This is a genomic window from Paenibacillus sp. 4624 (assembly GCF_050435065.1).
GTDB classification, from domain to species: Bacteria; Bacillota; Bacilli; order Paenibacillales; family Paenibacillaceae; genus Paenibacillus; species Paenibacillus amylolyticus_D.
On record NZ_JBNDJR010000012.1, the window covers coordinates 154,088 to 169,492 of the forward strand.

Sequence of the window (15,405 nt, forward strand, 5' to 3'; positions counted from 1 at the left end):
GAAACGAAGGCGGATGCCCCATTGCATCACGCACAGGCGGTCCTCACTAATGAATGATTTCTGGTATCTCGTCGGCAACTGGTGCAACCCATACCGGGTTCCAACTGAGCTCGAACGATATGCCTGCCTCGGCTTCTGCAGCTGCCAGCAGGAGAACGTTGCCCATTTCTTCTTGTGCATCTGGTGGAACGGCGTTTCCGATAAACTCCCGTGCTTTGGCATCACTGCATCCTTCGAGCTGAAATGGTCGTCCGTCCGGAAGGAATTGTGGGAAGCTTTGAATCATGGCCAACTCAAACGTCGTAAGCGGTCGGTGCCATGTGCCATCCAAAGAAATGATTGTCCAAACGCCTTGCTCGTTATCTTTGGGAATACGAGGGTCAGCCACGGCAACAGCTGCCGCATGTACGTCCGCGCTACCGATGACCGTTTTGGATGGTTGATCCCATTCCAGAACACCCATCGTGTCAGCACGCGGTGCGCTCTTAATCCGGGGATCGGCAATGACTTTGCCTTTTCCTGCAGACACGCCGCCTGTGGTGACCGTTGGGGAAGTGTTTTCCCAGTCAGATACCCTATAAGCACCGTCATGATATTGTCCCGGCACGTTCGGATCAGCAATGAGCTGCGCGCCGTTCTGTACATCGGTTGATCCTGTAACGGTAGCAGCTGGGCCATCTGCGGACTGCATGCGGAACTGATCCGTGTAACGCCCTGGTCTATTGGGTACGCGTGGATCAGACACGCTGCCAGCAGCTTGCATAATGCGATTGGCTGAACGAACCGTTTTAGCGGTAGTGTCCCAATCCTGCACACCATAGCTGTCCGGGTGCAACTTGGTGTTAACCCGCGGATCAGCAACAGCAATGGCTCCTGATCCAAACCGTGTACCTGTTACGCATGGAGCTGGTTCGTCTGCAGGTACGATTCGGTACACTCCGGGGTGACGCCCTTCCCGGTTGGTGAGATTAGGGTCAGATATATTCGCCGCTCCCTGATTCGGCCCAGCAGATCCAGTAATGCATGTTGCTGGTTCGTTATTGAGCTGAACACGGAACAGATTTGTTTTTCCATCCCCATTGATCTGCAGGCGTGGGTCCGATATGGCCGCTACGCCATTACTCCGTCCAGGTCCCGCCGTGCTTGTAACTGCTCGGCTCGGCTTGTCCCAGTCTGCAACCTCGTAAGCACCGCGGCGCGGTTCATGAACAACTCGAAGGTTTTCCCAGTCAATTTTATTAAGATCACGCCAGTCTCCACCTGCAGGTATTAAGGCCAGCCGCATCCATGTTTTCCATTGAAGACGGGGTAACTTATGCAACGGCCCTCCCGCTACGATGTCACCCGGTTCTGGCAACTCCGCAAGTACGCTGCCGATCGACCGGAGCGGCTTTTTCTCAGGGTAATAAATAACGTTTGGAAGTTGGGCTTCATGTCTGGCCAGAATGAGAAACCGCACACGATTTTGGCCAAGACCGCCAATCTCACCAAGGTTGTGATCCGGACGGATGCTCACCGCATATCCATGTTTTTTAAGCAGCTTCTTGATCTTTGCCAGCAAGTGTTTCCCACGACTGGTGATCCGGGGCACATTTTCGAGTTGGATGATGGCCGGTACCGATCCGCCATATTCCAGACACGCGCGCAACGTCAGCTCCAATCCGTGAACCGTCAAATAGTTAAGTGCTTGGTATTTGTCAGATGCTGCCTTGCCTGCAGGTAGCAATCCACTCAGGCCTTTGCATGGCGGTGACAAGAACAAGAAGAACGGAACTTGTTCTTTAAAGGCCTGCCAGATGTCCCAAGCTGTTGCCTCTTGCCAGTCTTCTGGCGGTTCTTCTCCGTGCCAGGCTTCGTATTGCCACCGTTCGAATAAGTCCATACAGACCGATGTTTCCTCGCCTGTAATCAGATCGTGATTGCGGCACGCCACCGGATCGCTGTCGATCGCGCACAGAACCTTGAACTTGTACAGCTTGCCGCCGTATTCCACTTGGCTACGCATCGCCCCAGCGGTTGCCCCGCCGACTCCAGCAAAGAGGTAGGCAGACGTTTTATATTCAACATTGTTTAGCAATGCATTCATGTGGTTGCCCCTTCCTCACTGAGATCGTTTAACATTTTTGTTTGTTGCAAGGCTCTCAACGGGTGGTGAATCCATTTCCAAAGCGTAAAACTTAGCAGGGGCGTAATGTTTATATTCATCGTTCCAACCAATGTGTAACTCTTTGCCAATAGGTAATTTCAGTCCTTCGAGGTTCTCATCAACCCGTACTCTCCAACCAACCCAGTTGGGAGATTTTCCACTCTCGTCCTTTACGATGGTTACAATAGCTTTGTTGAATGGTTTTTCAATAAGAATGTATTGTTTGCCCACTTCGATTTGGTTCGCATTAAGCTCCATTTGAATGCTCCTCTCATTATCAAATTAGGATCATACATTCTGTTTGATGGGTGTAAGTGATCACCCCGGCCAACGTTCGACCGGGGATGCTACTATTTGAAGGTTTAGACTGCTACTCCATCCTGTATCATTTTAGTGACACGCTTTTTGTACACGTTCAACTTGGAGCTGATTTGTGAACTCGGGACTTTCATTTCCCGAGAGATTTCCAGCCACGTCTTTCCTTCGTTTTTCATTTGCAATAGTGCAGGAAAATCGGCAGGGGAGTCAGCCAACTTGATATCTTCAAAAATTGGACGTTGAGCAAGAATAAACTGTTCAAGTTCTTCCTTACTGATTTCAGCAGCATTATCTTTTTCGGAATCCGTTTGACCATTATCATTCTGATTTGCAGGCGGCTGCTGATCACCTTCTGAATCATCAGAGTTAAATTCCATTTCTCTAGAACCAGACTCATCTCCGCCTTCCTTCATCCAATCCGGAATATCATTGTCGTCGTTATCACCGTAAGGATCATCGTCGCTACCCGGATCATCGCCACCTGTTGGCGGAACAGTAAGTTGTTCTTTCTCATTATCCGATTCCTGACCGTCACCAGTTGGTTGCTCTTGATCAATCGGCGCCTCAGCTGGTCCAAACAACTGAGCTTGATTCTCGTCCTGATCAGGTTCACCTTGACCTTCGATCTTGGTGACTACTCCGGATGAATCTGTTGTCACGCGGCGACCACCGTCATAAGTACGGTACATTGGATCGCGATCCTCTTCATCTTCAAAGTTAAATGAGCCCTGCGGATCTCCGAGGTATACCATCACTTCTTTTTCTTGCATCTTCGCCAGTGATGACAACATCGACTCGACTGCAGCAAGCGGGATGAGCAACTTGATTGTGACCTCCTTCGTTCCAACGCTGATTCCTTTTGCTACCTCTGCCGTAAATTTCACCATATCAATTGTCATGATAAGTCATCTCCCTAAATTTATTTGGATAAGTCCTTGATTTTCACTTCGATTCGTGGTCGGAAACTATATCTTTTTTGGGCAAAAACCTCGACTACTTGGCTATCGTCTTTCCACATAACGCCCTTTAACGCATCCTTAACACCCTTGAGGTAATTGTCCACGTCTGGCTTGCTGACTGGCCTGATCTCCCCTGCCTCAGCCAGTGCCGCCTTTTTCTTGCTGAAAGATTTGGGAATCGGCCTGTACACCGTCAACATCATTCCGAGTGGGCCTAACAGCAACGCATTTGGCGCATGTTCAGCAGCTGCCAATCGGACATAATCCTTGTAGTCCTTCGACTTCTCCGGATCGTACATCCGGACGAATCCGCCCTGCGTTGATGCCCGGGGTCGTCCCTGCGCCACCGGTTCCCCGTAAACTGTAAAGGTAATCATTTGGCTTTCCGCCCTTTCGCACTTATCTTGCGCCGTTGGCGCGCCGGCAGCATGTCCCGCCGAATGACAAAAATCTCAGCCAGTTTCTGACCATCATCACCGCGAACAACGTAACTCAAATGTGTTTGGTGGTGCGGATCAATCAGTTTCCGCATGCTGCACACCTCCGGTACCGACAATTGCATCAAACTCAGCGATCCCTTCACGGAGCTCAGTTTGATCAATTCCCGCAAATTCTGCCTGCAGCTCGTCCCGATTAGGAACATGTCCCGTCCGGAGAAAACGGTGCTTCATGTACTCGTAGACACTCCATCGTGTCAGTTGACTGTCCATCATGCTCCCCGCTGGATGGTACGTTTCTTTAATCCTGACTTGCTAACGAGCACCATTTCAGAAGGGGTCTCCCGAACAACCAGCCAGTTCTCAGGAACAAGCTTCCACGCCTTCATTTCTTCTTTCTGCTTACGCGTTGGCCTTGCCGGCCGTGTTTGTTTGCCCATGTCCGTTCCTCCTTACGCCCATTGGCGTTGTTCAATATTTTTAGGCGCCTGCTGTGGAGGCGTTGGCCCGTATGAATCGTTATGAGTCCGCTCGTAATTCACAAATTTATTGAATTGCTTCAGGAAGACTAGCTCCACTGTTCCAACTGGACCATTACGTTGCTTCCCGATGATGATCTCGATAAGGTTTTTCTTCTCCGACTCCTGGTTGTAGTAGTCGTCCCGGTATAGGAACGATACGATGTCGGCATCTTGTTCAATGGATCCGGATTCCCGTAGATCGGACATCATGGGGCGCTTATCCTGCCGTTGCTCTACTGCCCGGCTGAGCTGAGACAATGCAATAACTGGAACGTCAAGTTCGCGCGCCAAGTGTTTCAACGTTCGGCTAATCATAGACACTTCCTGTTGACGATTCTCGCTAGCTTTACCACGTCCTCCAGCGACTTCGATCAGCTGCAGGTAATCGATCATGATCATTGCCAAGCCCTTTTCCTTTTTGAGACGACGACACTTGGAACATATGTCCTGAATGGTGATCCCTGCCGAATCATCCACGTAGATATTTGTTTCAGCCAAGGTTCCAATAGCTGTGGTCATATTGATCCAGTCCTGATCTTCCATTTCGCCCATCTTCATTGCAGTAGCTTCTACGTTGCCCTCTGAGCTGACCATCCGTTGCGCGAACTGTCCTGCAGACATTTCCAAGCTGAATACTGCTACAGCTTCTTTGGTACTTTTCGCAACGTTTTGAGTGATGTTTAAGGCAAACGCCGTCTTCCCCACGGAAGGACGAGCTGCCACAATGATTAGGTCGCTGCGCTGGAGTCCACCAGTGATACTGTCCAGATCAATAAACCCAGTATGAATACCATTGACAATGCCGTGCTTGACGTTGTATGCACGGGTCTCCACGTCATCGACGAGTTGCATCATGATACCTTTGATTGGCTTGAAGTCCTCTTTAGGCGCTGCACGATCAGCAATCTTTGCTTGAGCCGCCGACGCACTGGCAAGTAACTGTTGAACCTCTGTGCCGGCAATTGCCTGTTCGACTTGCAACAAACTTGTTTGGATGAACTCACGGCTTATTGCCAACTTCTTCAGCTCGCCGAAGTAATAACCTGCATTCGCAGTCGTTGGAACGCCATGAGCGAGTTTAGTCAAATAACTAACATTCCCAACGTCCTCCAACTCGCCTTTAGCCTTCAGCCGAGCCGCTACAGTTGAAAGATCAATCGGTTCTTGAGCATCGGCTAATTCAGTGATAGTACCGAAAATCAGGCGATGTGCCTTGTCGTAAAATGCATCAGATGTGAGAATTTCGAAATGTTCCATGACCTCATCAGCCTTGAGTATCAGTGCACCAAGGGCGGCCTGTTCAAATTCCATACTCACCGGCAGCCTGTCTTCAATCGATCCGAAGCTTTGCAAGTAAATCATCCTTCCATCCGGGCGGCGGCAGTGTAGCCTTCGTCCGACTTACTTCTCGTTGATCAAGATATGCCCTGGTTTCTGCCAGCTCACGTTCTCGCGCTGACTGATCGGCGGCAAATCCTCGTATTTCAGAAATCTTGGGGTAAAAACTGTTAATCTTGATGTGACGCTCGACATTTTGGACAGCTGTTTTAAAGGGAAAGTCCTTCAGTTCCCTGAGATGGCGGTCAACGTTCTCGTCACTGTCGTCGAAATTCGGGTATTCATCGGTGATGACCATGAACAAACGAATAACATCAGCCCTTTCCACGAGCCTCTTCCTCCCTTAGCCGTTGCTGTAGGCTGTCTCTCTTTTGTTGTTGCCTTGATGGTGGTTGGCGCCTACTGCTTGGCGTATACCCTGTTTGAGTCGAACCACCCTTATTTGCCTCAAAGGCAGCGTCTAAAGCTATAGCCGCTTCAAGCGTATAAGCACCCGACCTCAGGTAATCATTCAAAATCTTTGTTATAAGGGTGAACCTGTATCCTGTAGATGCCAATGCGGCTCGTTCCATTGCTCGTATGACCACTGCTTCATCAATCTTGTCTTCGTCGATGTAAACAATGAGTTGTTGTCCTTGGAATGGATTGCACTCGAATCCAAACACTCTCTTGTGAGCTGAGTAAAATGATTCATACTCCGGATCAGGTGGTCGCTCAATTCGAATCTCGTCTGCAGTAGCAGATGATGAAGCAGAAGAAGAAGAAAGAAGAAGATCTTTTAATACAGGGTCTAAAATTTGTTCCACTTTTTGTTCTACTTGCGGAAAGTGGTTTAATTTTTGTTCCACTTTCTCACCTACCCCGTCAAAGTGGTCTAAATTTTGTTCTACTTCCTGCCCTACTTCGTCTGAGTAGCTATCAGAGTGGTTCAAATTTTGTTCCACTCCGACACCCAGCAGGTCGAATTCGATGCTATAATCTCCCTTGGATTGCCCTCTTGGAGGTTGAATGTAACCAATCAATCCTGCATCAACGAGCTTCTTTCGATGAGCATTTAGCGTACCTTTGTTCGTAATTCCCGTTTGAACCATGAGATCCGTATTGGTCATTTTCCATGCCTTACGCCAACCAAGCTTTGCACTGCGTCGCCACAAGGCAACCATTATAGCTATACCTTCAGGCCCAAACTCTTCCGGCCCGCCAATGGCTTCAAATTGTTCCAGAAGCCCGGAAAGGGTCGGTCTGGCTGTCTCGGTCACTTGCGTCTCCCCCTCCCGTAGCAGCCGTGAATTTATTCATTTGCACAAATTAATATCTCTTTACTGCGTGAATCTCGGCATCGAGTTTGCATTTAATTCCATGCGTGGTGAGCATCCCGACTTCTACCCCACTACTCAACTCAGAGACGACAATGTTAATAAAATCCGGCATCTTATCACGTTCTCCTACTATGGCCATTTGAGCACCCAGCGCATATGCCACAGCTCTAAAATATTCAACTGTTGCACCTGGTCCTGCAGTTGTTGCTTCATCAAGTAACTTTTCCATGTTTTCGAAGACATTCAAACTTAACTGTTGTTGACTGCTCACTTTGGTTGCCCCTTCCCTAAACCGATTCGGACTTGCTCTTGTACCCTTGCCCAAGCATCCTCATAAGCGGCGCTTGAATCGTCTCCGTCATGTAACTCCATAACGATGTTTGCTTCCACCTTCACACTTTGGAAATTGCCGAGATTCTTTGTGAAGGAAGCCCCGACAGAGATTTGCTTTACCTTAGGCATTTTCAGTGCCCCTTTCTATGTTGCAAGAATACGTGCGGATACTTGGCCCGCTTGACCTCCCAATCCGGGTACCCGCGTTCAAAGTAAGCCCTTGTTTCCCGTTGAAATGCCGCCTTATCAGTGTCGAACAGCTGCCAGATCCGCTTACCCATCATGCTCTTGAGTAGCGGTTTGCCTGTCAGATCGTCCATACCATCACCTACCCGCTACATATACCAATTTGCCTGTGAGGGCCGCTATTTCGCGCTTGAACAGCGCTTCATCGGAATTGTTGTCCGATAGATGGAGCAAGTGAATCTCTTGCACCCGACGCATGTCGTTGGCTCTGATGAAGTCTTTCACGTTCTCCAGGCTAAAGTGAGAACGGAGCAGACGATTTTTGAGAACCGCCGGCACACGGCCAGCGGCAATATTTTGATTGAGTATATTGATTGAATAGTTGCACTCCACCATGATGTGGGTCAGACCTGTAAACCGATGCTTGATGTAATAAGTGTCTGTCGCGAACAGAAGCTTGTCTCCCGCCGTATTAGCCAGAAGGAAGCCCAAGGGCTCCGCGGCATCATGTTGCACGTCAAACGGTAGAATCGACCATGTGCCTATGGTGAATGGCTCAAGTGCCGATACACGTCGAATACGATGACTGTCTATCCCTAAAGCATCCGCAGTACCGGAACTGGTGTATATGTCCACGCCTGCTTTGATCAGATCCTTGACAGCGCCGCTATGGTCGCCATGTTCATGAGTTACCAAGCATCCGGCCAATGATGAAACCTGGAATGCAAGGCCGCGCTGAATTTCTTTGTAGCGAAGCCCTGCGTCCAGCAGGAGCGGGGTTTTCCCGTCCGTAATGCGGTAGGAATTGCCCGCACTGCTGGAGCCGAGAGAAGTAATCTCAATCATCAGAAACCCGGCCCATCGCTATCAGGCGAACCTTCATTACCAAATTCCATTTCTCGTTGTTCTTCGTGTTGATAGGAATCATTTTGATCATCAGAATTGCCATTCTCTTCAATTGGCTGGCTTGGTGGAGACGGAATGTCAATTGGTTCAGTGTTGGCGCGCTCAGCAATTTCTCGTTGAACTTCGTTGTATGATTCGTCCGTTGCTTCGGTGTATGACAACTCGACAAGCGCATTACCAAAGTCCTTAGGAATTTTCTTTACAACGTTGTTCCGCATCTTCCTGATGAGCATGGACTCGCGACTCTGCGGTTCGCTCCAAGCTGGGCTGATATACTGTTGAAGTTCAGGATCATCTAATGCTGCTATGCCCGCAGTTTTAGCTTTATTGAGGATTTCGGATTTCTTGGCTGCTATTGCTTTGCGTTGATCTGCAGTTGCTTTGTATCGATCAGCGCATACTCCGAATGTTTCATTCATCATGTTGTTGTTCATGTGTGCAAGAAGATTACGAACAACATCGTCTCGTTCCGCTATGTGAAATTCGATTGTTCCGTCATGTTTCATAATGGGATAAACCACCCTAATAACGTCGCCCTTACCTTTTGGTCGCCATGTCGGGGGAACAACGTCGAATCCGGTGTATTCCGGATAAGTAAAGTCATCACCCTCACGCACAAGCCAAAATTGGCCGACCTTCTTAACATCACGTCCGAAGCGGGCAAGAATGGCATCATTGCCATCCCCTTCAATCCCCATCTCGACTTGCTTCTTCCATGTGGTTGTATCCTTGCCATCCACCTTTTTCTTGACGGAGACATTCCGAGTTTGGAAGTAAACCTCCCGCGGACTTGCTGCCGCATTTAGCTTGAGAGAAGCCACTTGAAGCAAGATTTGAGTAATATTACTCTTGTCCAGATCGCTGTCATTCCAACTGATCCCTTTGGAATCCAACGCATTGTTAATCCCTGAAATCGCATTTAGCACACAGGATTTTGCATATTCATCCATCTTTACACCGTTCCCAATGAGTTGCCGCTCGATCATTGGGAAGTAGTTCTCATTTACTTTTGAAAGTGTTGTTGAAAAGTCGCTCAATTAAATCGCCTCCTGAATGTATTAATCACAGTAAGTTCTGTTGCAATGGGGGCACCCAGTAATCAGTTCGGAACCCGCTTTTTCGACAGTAATCCCACTGGTACGAGTACCGCCATTCCAAGCAGGTTTTTCGATTGGAGCGTAAATATTCTGATCACAACTCCAACAACGTCCAGTTTGTGGAGCAAAGTGTGGAGCCTTGTTATCCTCACAGTATTTTTTCTGTGCTTCGATACTTTTAGGGATGTCGTACATTCAAATAACCTCCTGGATGTCGTTATGTTCTAAACGAAGCTTTTTATCGTCCTCAGATACCACCAAACGAATCACTTGGGCATCCGTAGGAATCAATTGCGTTACAGCCTCGGCATTGTCCACGAAGATCGGAGCGCTGAACCCATAGTGCTGTCCCAACGTGTTGATGATGTCTAAGCCGACATTGATGCGGGCAGCATTGTTCAGCCCGCCCTCGTAAGGAACACCGTTATACAACGTCTTACAGACATCCTTCAGGCCGCCATTGATCTGCTCTTCGAACAACCGGAACCGTGCATATTTGAATTTGCTGTTGATCTTGGATTCCAACATGGATACCTTGGAGCGGGTGAATTCTTCCGTAAGGAACAACTCGTGTTCCAGCTTCTCAAACTCTCCCGCAAGCTTCCGTTCTTCCTCGCTCAACTCAGCAATGCGTTTCTCAGTAGCCGCTACGGTCGCCAGCTTTGCTTTATCTGCTTCCAGATCGTCCACTTGAGCACGAATCAGTCTAATCTCTGCTTGCACCTTACCGATCGCATCAGCAGAAGAAGAACGGAGCCGTTCAATTTCAGCACGTACTGTCTCAGCTTCACGTTGTTTAGCCTGGTACTCTTGATCATCAGCAGGATTAGCGACGTTCGATTGCAAGGTTTGCAATGTTGCTTCTGCTGCCATAGCCTCGCTGTGGTTGGCATCAAATTTCTCTTGCTGGATTTTAATGCTTTCTTCCAGATCAAACATAGAGTGTTTCAACGTTCTGACCTCATCAGCAGCCAACTTGCCATCAGCAGATATCCGCTCAAGTCGCTTTGACTTGTTAAGGTTAAAATCTGCCAAGGCTTTTTCCTTAGCAGCTTGCACCTGATCAACAGGAAGTGACTGTCCGCAGGATGGACAATTGTCGTCATGCTCGTGATCATGAACCGGAAACTCCAAGCCATTCGCAGCATGCCATTCCTCACGCAACCGTGTAGCTTGGCTTTCAGCACGAGTAATCTGCCTTTTGTATTGCTCAACTTCACGTTCGGAAGCAGATATCATTACTTTCAAATCAGCAGCTTCCCTACGAAGCTTCACGATATGAGTCTCTTGTTCATTGACCTTCCGCAAACCATCTTCTTGGATGCGATATTTTAATTCAGCCATGTCACTTTGAATTTCCCTCACTCGGAGCTCTTTAGAAGACAACTCACCACCGGATTGTATCCGTTGAAGCTCAGCGGTCTTGGCGTCCGCTCTGCCACGCATCGTATCGATGTCCTCTTGCAACAACTCGGCGTCCAGGTCGGACACATCTGGCATACTGCGGCGGGCTTCATCAATGCGAACCGGAATCTTATCCAGTTCCTTATTGATCTCGGTACGGCGGGCCGCAATTACCTTGCGGTGATCCTCAAGGCTGCGGTCGCCCAGGATGTCTGTCAGCGGCGCAAGTTGCTTATTGCCTGCAATAATCTCTTCATCCGTCATATCCCCACACACATCAAGCAACACCTTACGCCGTGCATCTGGTTTAAGAATCTCGTTAAAGTAAGCAGGATTGGTCAGCAACTTGAAGATATCTTCACTGATCAGTGCATCAATCTCAGCTTTGTATTGACCTTGTTTGACTGGAACACCATCCACGTAATAATCCGTTGTATGCCCCCCAAATTCAGCCGCTGCTTGCCCCCGTTTACGTGTCCACTTCTCAGCGAACACCTTCTTGAAAGAACGGCGGCGCCGATCAACCATCAGGATAGCTTCGACTTCATGTTGCAAGCCGTGTTCAACAACTTTCCCGTTCTCATCCAACCCTTTAATTTCGAAGTCTGTCCGGTTCTGGCTGTCTTTTCCGAACAGTGTCCATACAAACCCATCAAACAAAGTTGTCTTGCCTGTAGCATTGTCCCCGTAAGCGGAAATGTTCTTGCCTGCAGCATCCAATACAAAATCCCGAATACCCTTGAAATTGCGGAGGGTCAGGGATATCAATGTGATCTGTTTCATGCACTTACAACCCCTTTCGATTGAAAGTGTAGGTTGATGGCTTGTGCCATTGCCGCAAGCTGATCATCACCGGCCATAAATTCAACCGATCCAAATGAACCGGAAACGGTGAAGATAGCAGGGGTGTAATGCATCGCTGGTTTAACAGCAGCGTCAATGGTCTGAGCGGATAAGTCGAGAGTGATAGCAGTCGTTTTACTCATAACGTCCTCCTTGTTTGGAACGGCCACCCATGGTAAGATGACCGTGTATCCATATTTAGTTGTGAAAGATCAGTGATGACCGCCTAGCCCGCGGTCATTTTTCGTTTAATTCCTTTTGCAACTCGACAACTTCTTCTTGAATCTTCTCGTGTGCTTCTTCCAACTCTTCTGCTTGATCTCGGATCGCTTCCAGTTGGGTAATCAAATCGTTGAGCTCACCTTCAGTAAATTCCGCTAATCTGCGAAGAATGTAAGGTGTGTTATTAATGGCGTCATTTGTGTCATCTGCCAAACTACTAAGCAGGTTTAGAACCTTACTCACCGATTCGTGAAGTACCATATACTTGATTCCTCCCTTCATATGTATTGCGGTTACCCGCGACCATCGCCCCAAAGGGCTAGGTTTCGTCAGCTCCGCAGCGGACTCATCAGGCGGTAATTTGTTCTATTGCTATCACTGCACGGACCATGTACTCCGTTGGCAATTCTCTCAGACTAGTAGCTGCATTTTGCCAATTCAGGAACACATTCGATTGCTCAATTCGATAAGCATCAATGTTTCCAGCCGCTTCAATCGCTGGAACCGCGCTGCTGGCTCTCAAAGCGAGTGTAGAAGAAACATAATTGTCGATAATCTGACGTGCCAATTGGTCACTCATACCGATTCCCCCTTGCGCTTTTGCTCGGGAGACGATAAAATGAGCACCAGAAGAGACTTTAAACGAGTTCTCAGACCAAGTGTCCGCCGTGCCAGGCGGGCATTTTTCATTTCTACTTCCGCAAATCGAATCATCAGATTAAGATATCCCTCTGCGTTCTCCATTCGTCCAGGCAACATTCTGTCAGGTTCGTTCTGTATCAGTCGTAAGTTATGTAAAGAATGTTTCCCAGCTCGTAGCGCTTCAGCTGCCAATTGTTCACGAGTCATTCGTTTATCCCCCTATCAATCTTTGAATCATGCCGATCCCGTCCATGCCGTACAAAAATGTGACTATGACTTCCCTGGCTCCTGTAACCTCAGCCCAGTTCAACATTGTGTTCATATCTGGTACCTTGTGGTCCTTTTCAAATTTTGAAACGCAAGCCTGCGTACGATTCAGCTTGTCCGCTAATTGTTCTTGGGTAAGACCAGCCTTTTCTCTGCAAGCCCGCATGATTGCCCCAAACTTCATTTCCAACCAAGTTCACCTCCCCTCGAATTATTCCAAATTGGAATGGGAATACTGTTAACAACGGATTATGATTATTTCAAGAGCTACCCCGCTCATGATCCCTTCATCTCCCGCCAGCCGGTACAGCTCGGCGGGTTTCTTGTATCTTATGGAGTTGATCCTCTGCTTCACGTTTTAAGGATTTCAACTCTCTTTGAGAAATAAGATGTGGATTTTTGCACTGACGTTCAAGTGACAACGTGTGATCGATAGCCTGATCAATTGTCATTTTGCCAACATGAACTCGGATGGCGACAGCGGATATAAAGCATGCTCGGGATGTGGATTTGATCCAATGAAATTTCATTCCACTCACCTCTTAGCAGATTTTTTAGAGTTGAGTTTTTCTTTGTTGGCTTTAATCTCACGACAAGCACGTTCAAGGAGTTCGCGATCAAATACGCCAGTGTCAATGACAACCTTGTTCAAAATCGTTCCAGAAGTAGTTTTCATTAGCTCACCCCTTCAACGTTCCGTTTAGGAACTTTTGAGTCAAAAAAAAGAGCATCAACTTTAGCGCCAAGAGCATCAGCTATTCTTTTCATAACCTTTAGTGATGGATCTTTGCGATTTGCCTCAATGTTACTGTAGTATGCTCGTGATATTTCTGCTTTTGTTGCGACTTGTTCATGGGTAAGCCCTAGTTTTACACGCTTTTTAATAAGTTCATTTCTCATATTAGGTTCACCTCGTTCCGTTCCGTTTAGGAACATCTTATAAATTGGATTATAGTTCCTAAACGGAACTATGTCAATACATTTGTTCCTTTAATCTACGTTTCTTTTAGGAACAGAAAACTATAAAATAAACTTATAATGTTCCGGTGGTGATACAGTGGCAACCTTTTCAAAGCGTCTGAAGGAGTTAAGGGAAGAAAAAGGATGGAGTCAAGATCAATTGGCTGAACTTTTGGGTGTTCAACGGCCAACAGTGGCAGGGTACGAGTCAAAGAGTAAAAATAGAATTCCTCGAGATAAAACTTTGATGAAGATTGCTGAGCTCTTCAATACTTCAACAGATTATCTTTTAGGAAGATCAGATGAAAGAAATTATACAAAATTCAGTGGCAAAAAGGATTTGCCTCAGCAAGTAACAGAAAAAATTATAGGGGATCTAGTTAAAAAGTATAACTTGGATTTGACTGATCCCACCACAGCTGAGAAGTTAGAAACTATGATCAAGTTGGTGTATAAGGATCTTTAACATTAATTAGTTCTTCTTCAATTCTTAATTTGATGTAATTGTAAATTTCATTTTCATCTACATCATGCAATTGCTTTATTGTTGAAATGATCTGCTTCAATTCATCACTCATGATGTCACTTCCGTTCTTAATTTCTCTCCTAAAATGCGAACAAACGTTTCTCTTTAGCAATATACTAACATGTGTTCGCATGTTTGGTAAATCTATTACATTATTTTCTTAGCAAATTTTAAAGGAGTAGCGCGATGCGGTATGAACCGGATCGTTGCCAACTCAAGAAACTCTACAAGGAAACTGGCATAACTCAAAGGATGGTTCACATAATCACTGGAATACCTGAGAGTCAGTTAAGTGATTATGCACACAATCGAACCATAATGGGTTATGCCACAGCCGTAACCATCGCTAAAGCAATGAATCTTGAGAATAACGAACGGCTCTATACATGGCGAAAGATTGTAGAATCTTGAATTGGTATTAGGAGGTATCACCTCCCGATCCTGTTCAAAACTTCAAGATTTCTTGAAGTAGACTTCACGCTTATCTGCTACCTTTTATATAGATCACTCCTAACCTGTAACAACTCGTGTCATAATTCTATAGTCCTGATATTACCATCACCAATGTGCAAATACTGTCGAAAAAAAATTGACCAGTTACCCCCCGTAACTGGTCAAAGGCCCTTGAATTTATGGGCGTTTCGACGCGATACTTTTATTCCTTCAGTTTTACGTAATTTGTCGAAATATAGTGTTCGACTTTGTTCACAAAACGTCCATACTTTCTCAATGCTCACGATTGATGAGTTTGATGCTTTTTCAAAGCCAAACGGTGTAAACAAGCGTTCGTATTCTTGTAAACTTCTTAACGGTCTGCCACGTCTGGTGCGTGTACGTATTTCAATTTCATCACCCTGCACCACGACGGCCACTATCTCATCAAAACCGATAATAATAATATTGCCCCTTGGGCTAATAATTGGTAGCAACTCCATCACCTCGTGTTCCTATAATTAACCGGGTGAGAATTACATATACAGA

At 47.0% G+C, this 15,405-nt stretch carries 26 protein-coding genes; 1 reads left to right on the top strand and 25 read right to left on the bottom strand.

From position 1 onward, the window contains the following. Nucleotides 1-46: 46 nt before the first annotated feature. The 23 genes from ABIE27_RS24820 to ABIE27_RS24930 all read right to left on the bottom strand — a co-directional run bounded on the left by ABIE27_RS24820 (nucleotide 47) and on the right by ABIE27_RS24930 (nucleotide 13,838). A complete protein-coding gene (locus ABIE27_RS24820; protein ID WP_429351780.1) occupies nucleotides 47-2,086 on the bottom strand; it encodes a DNA cytosine methyltransferase in 2,040 nt (679 codons plus the stop codon). Nucleotides 2,087-2,101: 15 nt separating this feature from the next. After that, on the bottom strand, nucleotides 2,102-2,404 hold the full coding sequence (locus tag ABIE27_RS24825; RefSeq protein WP_429351781.1) for a hypothetical protein: 303 nt from the start codon (nucleotides 2,402-2,404) through the stop codon (nucleotides 2,102-2,104). 104 nt (nucleotides 2,405-2,508) lie between these two features. After that, on the bottom strand, nucleotides 2,509-3,363 hold the full coding sequence (locus tag ABIE27_RS24830) for a hypothetical protein (protein ID WP_429351782.1): 855 nt from the start codon (nucleotides 3,361-3,363) through the stop codon (nucleotides 2,509-2,511). Nucleotides 3,364-3,383: 20 nt separating this feature from the next. Then, a complete protein-coding gene (locus ABIE27_RS24835; protein ID WP_429351783.1) occupies nucleotides 3,384-3,800 on the bottom strand; it encodes a RusA family crossover junction endodeoxyribonuclease in 417 nt (138 codons plus the stop codon). Continuing rightward, nucleotides 3,797-3,955: a hypothetical protein gene (locus ABIE27_RS24840; protein ID WP_429351825.1), complete on the bottom strand. Its 159-nt coding sequence runs from the start codon at nucleotides 3,953-3,955 to the stop codon at nucleotides 3,797-3,799. Before ABIE27_RS24840 ends, ABIE27_RS24835 begins: the two co-directional genes overlap by 4 nt. Beyond that, on the bottom strand, nucleotides 3,939-4,136 hold the full coding sequence (locus tag ABIE27_RS24845; RefSeq protein ID WP_429351784.1) for a hypothetical protein: 198 nt from the start codon (nucleotides 4,134-4,136) through the stop codon (nucleotides 3,939-3,941). Before ABIE27_RS24845 ends, ABIE27_RS24840 begins: the two co-directional genes overlap by 17 nt. Beyond that, nucleotides 4,133-4,300, bottom strand: coding sequence for a DUF6906 family protein (locus tag ABIE27_RS24850; protein ID WP_429351785.1), 168 nt, complete (start codon nucleotides 4,298-4,300; stop codon nucleotides 4,133-4,135). The genes ABIE27_RS24845 and ABIE27_RS24850 overlap by 4 nt, the downstream gene beginning before the upstream one ends. 12 nt (nucleotides 4,301-4,312) lie before the next feature. Then, on the bottom strand, nucleotides 4,313-5,743 hold the full coding sequence (dnaB, locus tag ABIE27_RS24855) for a replicative DNA helicase (protein WP_429351786.1): 1,431 nt from the start codon (nucleotides 5,741-5,743) through the stop codon (nucleotides 4,313-4,315). Further along, a complete protein-coding gene (locus ABIE27_RS24860; protein WP_429351787.1) occupies nucleotides 5,712-6,047 on the bottom strand; it encodes a hypothetical protein in 336 nt (111 codons plus the stop codon). Before ABIE27_RS24860 ends, dnaB begins: the two co-directional genes overlap by 32 nt. After that, on the bottom strand, nucleotides 6,034-6,978 hold the full coding sequence (locus ABIE27_RS24865; RefSeq protein WP_429351788.1) for a DnaD domain protein: 945 nt from the start codon (nucleotides 6,976-6,978) through the stop codon (nucleotides 6,034-6,036). The genes ABIE27_RS24860 and ABIE27_RS24865 overlap by 14 nt, the downstream gene beginning before the upstream one ends. 49 nt (nucleotides 6,979-7,027) lie before the next feature. After that, entirely contained in the window at nucleotides 7,028-7,309 is a 282-nt protein-coding gene (locus ABIE27_RS24870; RefSeq protein ID WP_429351789.1) for a hypothetical protein, read from the bottom strand. Next, the gene (locus ABIE27_RS24875) at nucleotides 7,306-7,500 is read right to left on the bottom strand and encodes a hypothetical protein (protein WP_429351790.1); all 195 of its coding nucleotides are present in this window, start codon (nucleotides 7,498-7,500) and stop codon (nucleotides 7,306-7,308) included. The genes ABIE27_RS24870 and ABIE27_RS24875 overlap by 4 nt, the downstream gene beginning before the upstream one ends. A 195-nt stretch (nucleotides 7,501-7,695) precedes the next feature. Beyond that, the gene (locus ABIE27_RS24880; RefSeq protein ID WP_429351791.1) at nucleotides 7,696-8,403 is read right to left on the bottom strand and encodes an MBL fold metallo-hydrolase; all 708 of its coding nucleotides are present in this window, start codon (nucleotides 8,401-8,403) and stop codon (nucleotides 7,696-7,698) included. Beyond that, nucleotides 8,403-9,500 (bottom strand): hypothetical protein, encoded by a 1,098-nt coding sequence (locus ABIE27_RS24885; RefSeq protein ID WP_429351792.1) that lies wholly within the window; start codon nucleotides 9,498-9,500, stop codon nucleotides 8,403-8,405. Before ABIE27_RS24885 ends, ABIE27_RS24880 begins: the two co-directional genes overlap by 1 nt. A gap of 255 nt (nucleotides 9,501-9,755) precedes the next feature. After that, on the bottom strand, nucleotides 9,756-11,747 hold the full coding sequence (locus tag ABIE27_RS24890; protein ID WP_429351793.1) for a hypothetical protein: 1,992 nt from the start codon (nucleotides 11,745-11,747) through the stop codon (nucleotides 9,756-9,758). Next, complete coding sequence (locus tag ABIE27_RS24895) at nucleotides 11,744-11,950, bottom strand: hypothetical protein (protein ID WP_429351794.1); 207 nt, start codon at nucleotides 11,948-11,950, stop codon at nucleotides 11,744-11,746. Before ABIE27_RS24895 ends, ABIE27_RS24890 begins: the two co-directional genes overlap by 4 nt. Nucleotides 11,951-12,044: 94 nt before the next feature. Next, a complete protein-coding gene (locus ABIE27_RS24900) occupies nucleotides 12,045-12,272 on the bottom strand; it encodes a hypothetical protein (RefSeq protein ID WP_429351795.1) in 228 nt (75 codons plus the stop codon). A 106-nt stretch (nucleotides 12,273-12,378) separates the two neighbouring features. After that, complete coding sequence (locus ABIE27_RS24905) at nucleotides 12,379-12,609, bottom strand: hypothetical protein (protein ID WP_429351796.1); 231 nt, start codon at nucleotides 12,607-12,609, stop codon at nucleotides 12,379-12,381. Then, nucleotides 12,606-12,878 (bottom strand): hypothetical protein, encoded by a 273-nt coding sequence (locus ABIE27_RS24910; protein WP_429351797.1) that lies wholly within the window; start codon nucleotides 12,876-12,878, stop codon nucleotides 12,606-12,608. The genes ABIE27_RS24905 and ABIE27_RS24910 overlap by 4 nt, the downstream gene beginning before the upstream one ends. Before the next feature lie 4 nt (nucleotides 12,879-12,882). After that, entirely contained in the window at nucleotides 12,883-13,122 is a 240-nt protein-coding gene (locus ABIE27_RS24915) for a helix-turn-helix domain-containing protein (protein ID WP_429351824.1), read from the bottom strand. Between the two features lie 103 nt (nucleotides 13,123-13,225). Next, nucleotides 13,226-13,468 (bottom strand): hypothetical protein, encoded by a 243-nt coding sequence (locus tag ABIE27_RS24920; protein WP_429351798.1) that lies wholly within the window; start codon nucleotides 13,466-13,468, stop codon nucleotides 13,226-13,228. 5 nt (nucleotides 13,469-13,473) lie between these two features. Then, on the bottom strand, nucleotides 13,474-13,614 hold the full coding sequence (locus ABIE27_RS24925; protein WP_429351799.1) for a hypothetical protein: 141 nt from the start codon (nucleotides 13,612-13,614) through the stop codon (nucleotides 13,474-13,476). After that, nucleotides 13,614-13,838, bottom strand: coding sequence for a helix-turn-helix transcriptional regulator (locus tag ABIE27_RS24930; RefSeq protein ID WP_429351800.1), 225 nt, complete (start codon nucleotides 13,836-13,838; stop codon nucleotides 13,614-13,616). The genes ABIE27_RS24925 and ABIE27_RS24930 overlap by 1 nt, the downstream gene beginning before the upstream one ends. Nucleotides 13,839-13,995: 157 nt before the next feature. On the opposite strand from ABIE27_RS24930, the gene ABIE27_RS24935 reads away from it, so the two are divergent. Continuing rightward, nucleotides 13,996-14,364 (top strand): helix-turn-helix domain-containing protein, encoded by a 369-nt coding sequence (locus tag ABIE27_RS24935; RefSeq protein WP_429351801.1) that lies wholly within the window; start codon nucleotides 13,996-13,998, stop codon nucleotides 14,362-14,364. On the opposite strand, the gene ABIE27_RS24940 is transcribed toward ABIE27_RS24935, so the two are convergent. Continuing rightward, nucleotides 14,339-14,476, bottom strand: coding sequence for a hypothetical protein (locus tag ABIE27_RS24940; RefSeq protein ID WP_429351802.1), 138 nt, complete (start codon nucleotides 14,474-14,476; stop codon nucleotides 14,339-14,341). The two genes, ABIE27_RS24935 and ABIE27_RS24940, sit on opposite strands and share 26 nt — an antisense overlap. Nucleotides 14,477-15,038: 562 nt before the next feature. Next, complete coding sequence (locus ABIE27_RS24945) at nucleotides 15,039-15,359, bottom strand: LytTR family transcriptional regulator DNA-binding domain-containing protein (RefSeq protein ID WP_429351803.1); 321 nt, start codon at nucleotides 15,357-15,359, stop codon at nucleotides 15,039-15,041. Nucleotides 15,360-15,405: the final 46 nt, after the last annotated feature.

What these genes read in the sequence shown, in the direction of transcription:
- ABIE27_RS24820 (WP_429351780.1), bottom strand. Translation starts at nt 2,086, where the DNA reads ATGAATGCATTGCTAAACAATGTTGAATATAAAACGTCTGCCTACCTC.
- ABIE27_RS24825 (WP_429351781.1), bottom strand. Translation starts at nt 2,404, where the DNA reads ATGGAGCTTAATGCGAACCAAATCGAAGTGGGCAAACAATACATTCTT.
- ABIE27_RS24830 (WP_429351782.1), bottom strand. Translation starts at nt 3,363, where the DNA reads ATGACAATTGATATGGTGAAATTTACGGCAGAGGTAGCAAAAGGAATC.
- ABIE27_RS24835 (WP_429351783.1), bottom strand. Translation starts at nt 3,800, where the DNA reads ATGATTACCTTTACAGTTTACGGGGAACCGGTGGCGCAGGGACGACCC.
- ABIE27_RS24840 (WP_429351825.1), bottom strand. Translation starts at nt 3,955, where the DNA reads ATGCGGAAACTGATTGATCCGCACCACCAAACACATTTGAGTTACGTT.
- ABIE27_RS24845 (WP_429351784.1), bottom strand. Translation starts at nt 4,136, where the DNA reads ATGATGGACAGTCAACTGACACGATGGAGTGTCTACGAGTACATGAAG.
- ABIE27_RS24850 (WP_429351785.1), bottom strand. Translation starts at nt 4,300, where the DNA reads ATGGGCAAACAAACACGGCCGGCAAGGCCAACGCGTAAGCAGAAAGAA.
- dnaB (WP_429351786.1), bottom strand. Translation starts at nt 5,743, where the DNA reads ATGATTTACTTGCAAAGCTTCGGATCGATTGAAGACAGGCTGCCGGTG.
- ABIE27_RS24875 (WP_429351790.1), bottom strand. Translation starts at nt 7,500, where the DNA reads ATGCCTAAGGTAAAGCAAATCTCTGTCGGGGCTTCCTTCACAAAGAAT.
- ABIE27_RS24880 (WP_429351791.1), bottom strand. Translation starts at nt 8,403, where the DNA reads ATGATTGAGATTACTTCTCTCGGCTCCAGCAGTGCGGGCAATTCCTAC.
- ABIE27_RS24890 (WP_429351793.1), bottom strand. Translation starts at nt 11,747, where the DNA reads ATGAAACAGATCACATTGATATCCCTGACCCTCCGCAATTTCAAGGGT.
- ABIE27_RS24895 (WP_429351794.1), bottom strand. Translation starts at nt 11,950, where the DNA reads ATGAGTAAAACGACTGCTATCACTCTCGACTTATCCGCTCAGACCATT.
- ABIE27_RS24905 (WP_429351796.1), bottom strand. Translation starts at nt 12,609, where the DNA reads ATGAGTGACCAATTGGCACGTCAGATTATCGACAATTATGTTTCTTCT.
- ABIE27_RS24910 (WP_429351797.1), bottom strand. Translation starts at nt 12,878, where the DNA reads ATGACTCGTGAACAATTGGCAGCTGAAGCGCTACGAGCTGGGAAACAT.
- ABIE27_RS24915 (WP_429351824.1), bottom strand. Translation starts at nt 13,122, where the DNA reads ATGAAGTTTGGGGCAATCATGCGGGCTTGCAGAGAAAAGGCTGGTCTT.
- ABIE27_RS24920 (WP_429351798.1), bottom strand. Translation starts at nt 13,468, where the DNA reads ATGAAATTTCATTGGATCAAATCCACATCCCGAGCATGCTTTATATCC.
- ABIE27_RS24925 (WP_429351799.1), bottom strand. Translation starts at nt 13,614, where the DNA reads ATGAAAACTACTTCTGGAACGATTTTGAACAAGGTTGTCATTGACACT.
- ABIE27_RS24930 (WP_429351800.1), bottom strand. Translation starts at nt 13,838, where the DNA reads ATGAGAAATGAACTTATTAAAAAGCGTGTAAAACTAGGGCTTACCCAT.
- ABIE27_RS24940 (WP_429351802.1), bottom strand. Translation starts at nt 14,476, where the DNA reads ATGAGTGATGAATTGAAGCAGATCATTTCAACAATAAAGCAATTGCAT.
- ABIE27_RS24945 (WP_429351803.1), bottom strand. Translation starts at nt 15,359, where the DNA reads ATGGAGTTGCTACCAATTATTAGCCCAAGGGGCAATATTATTATTATC.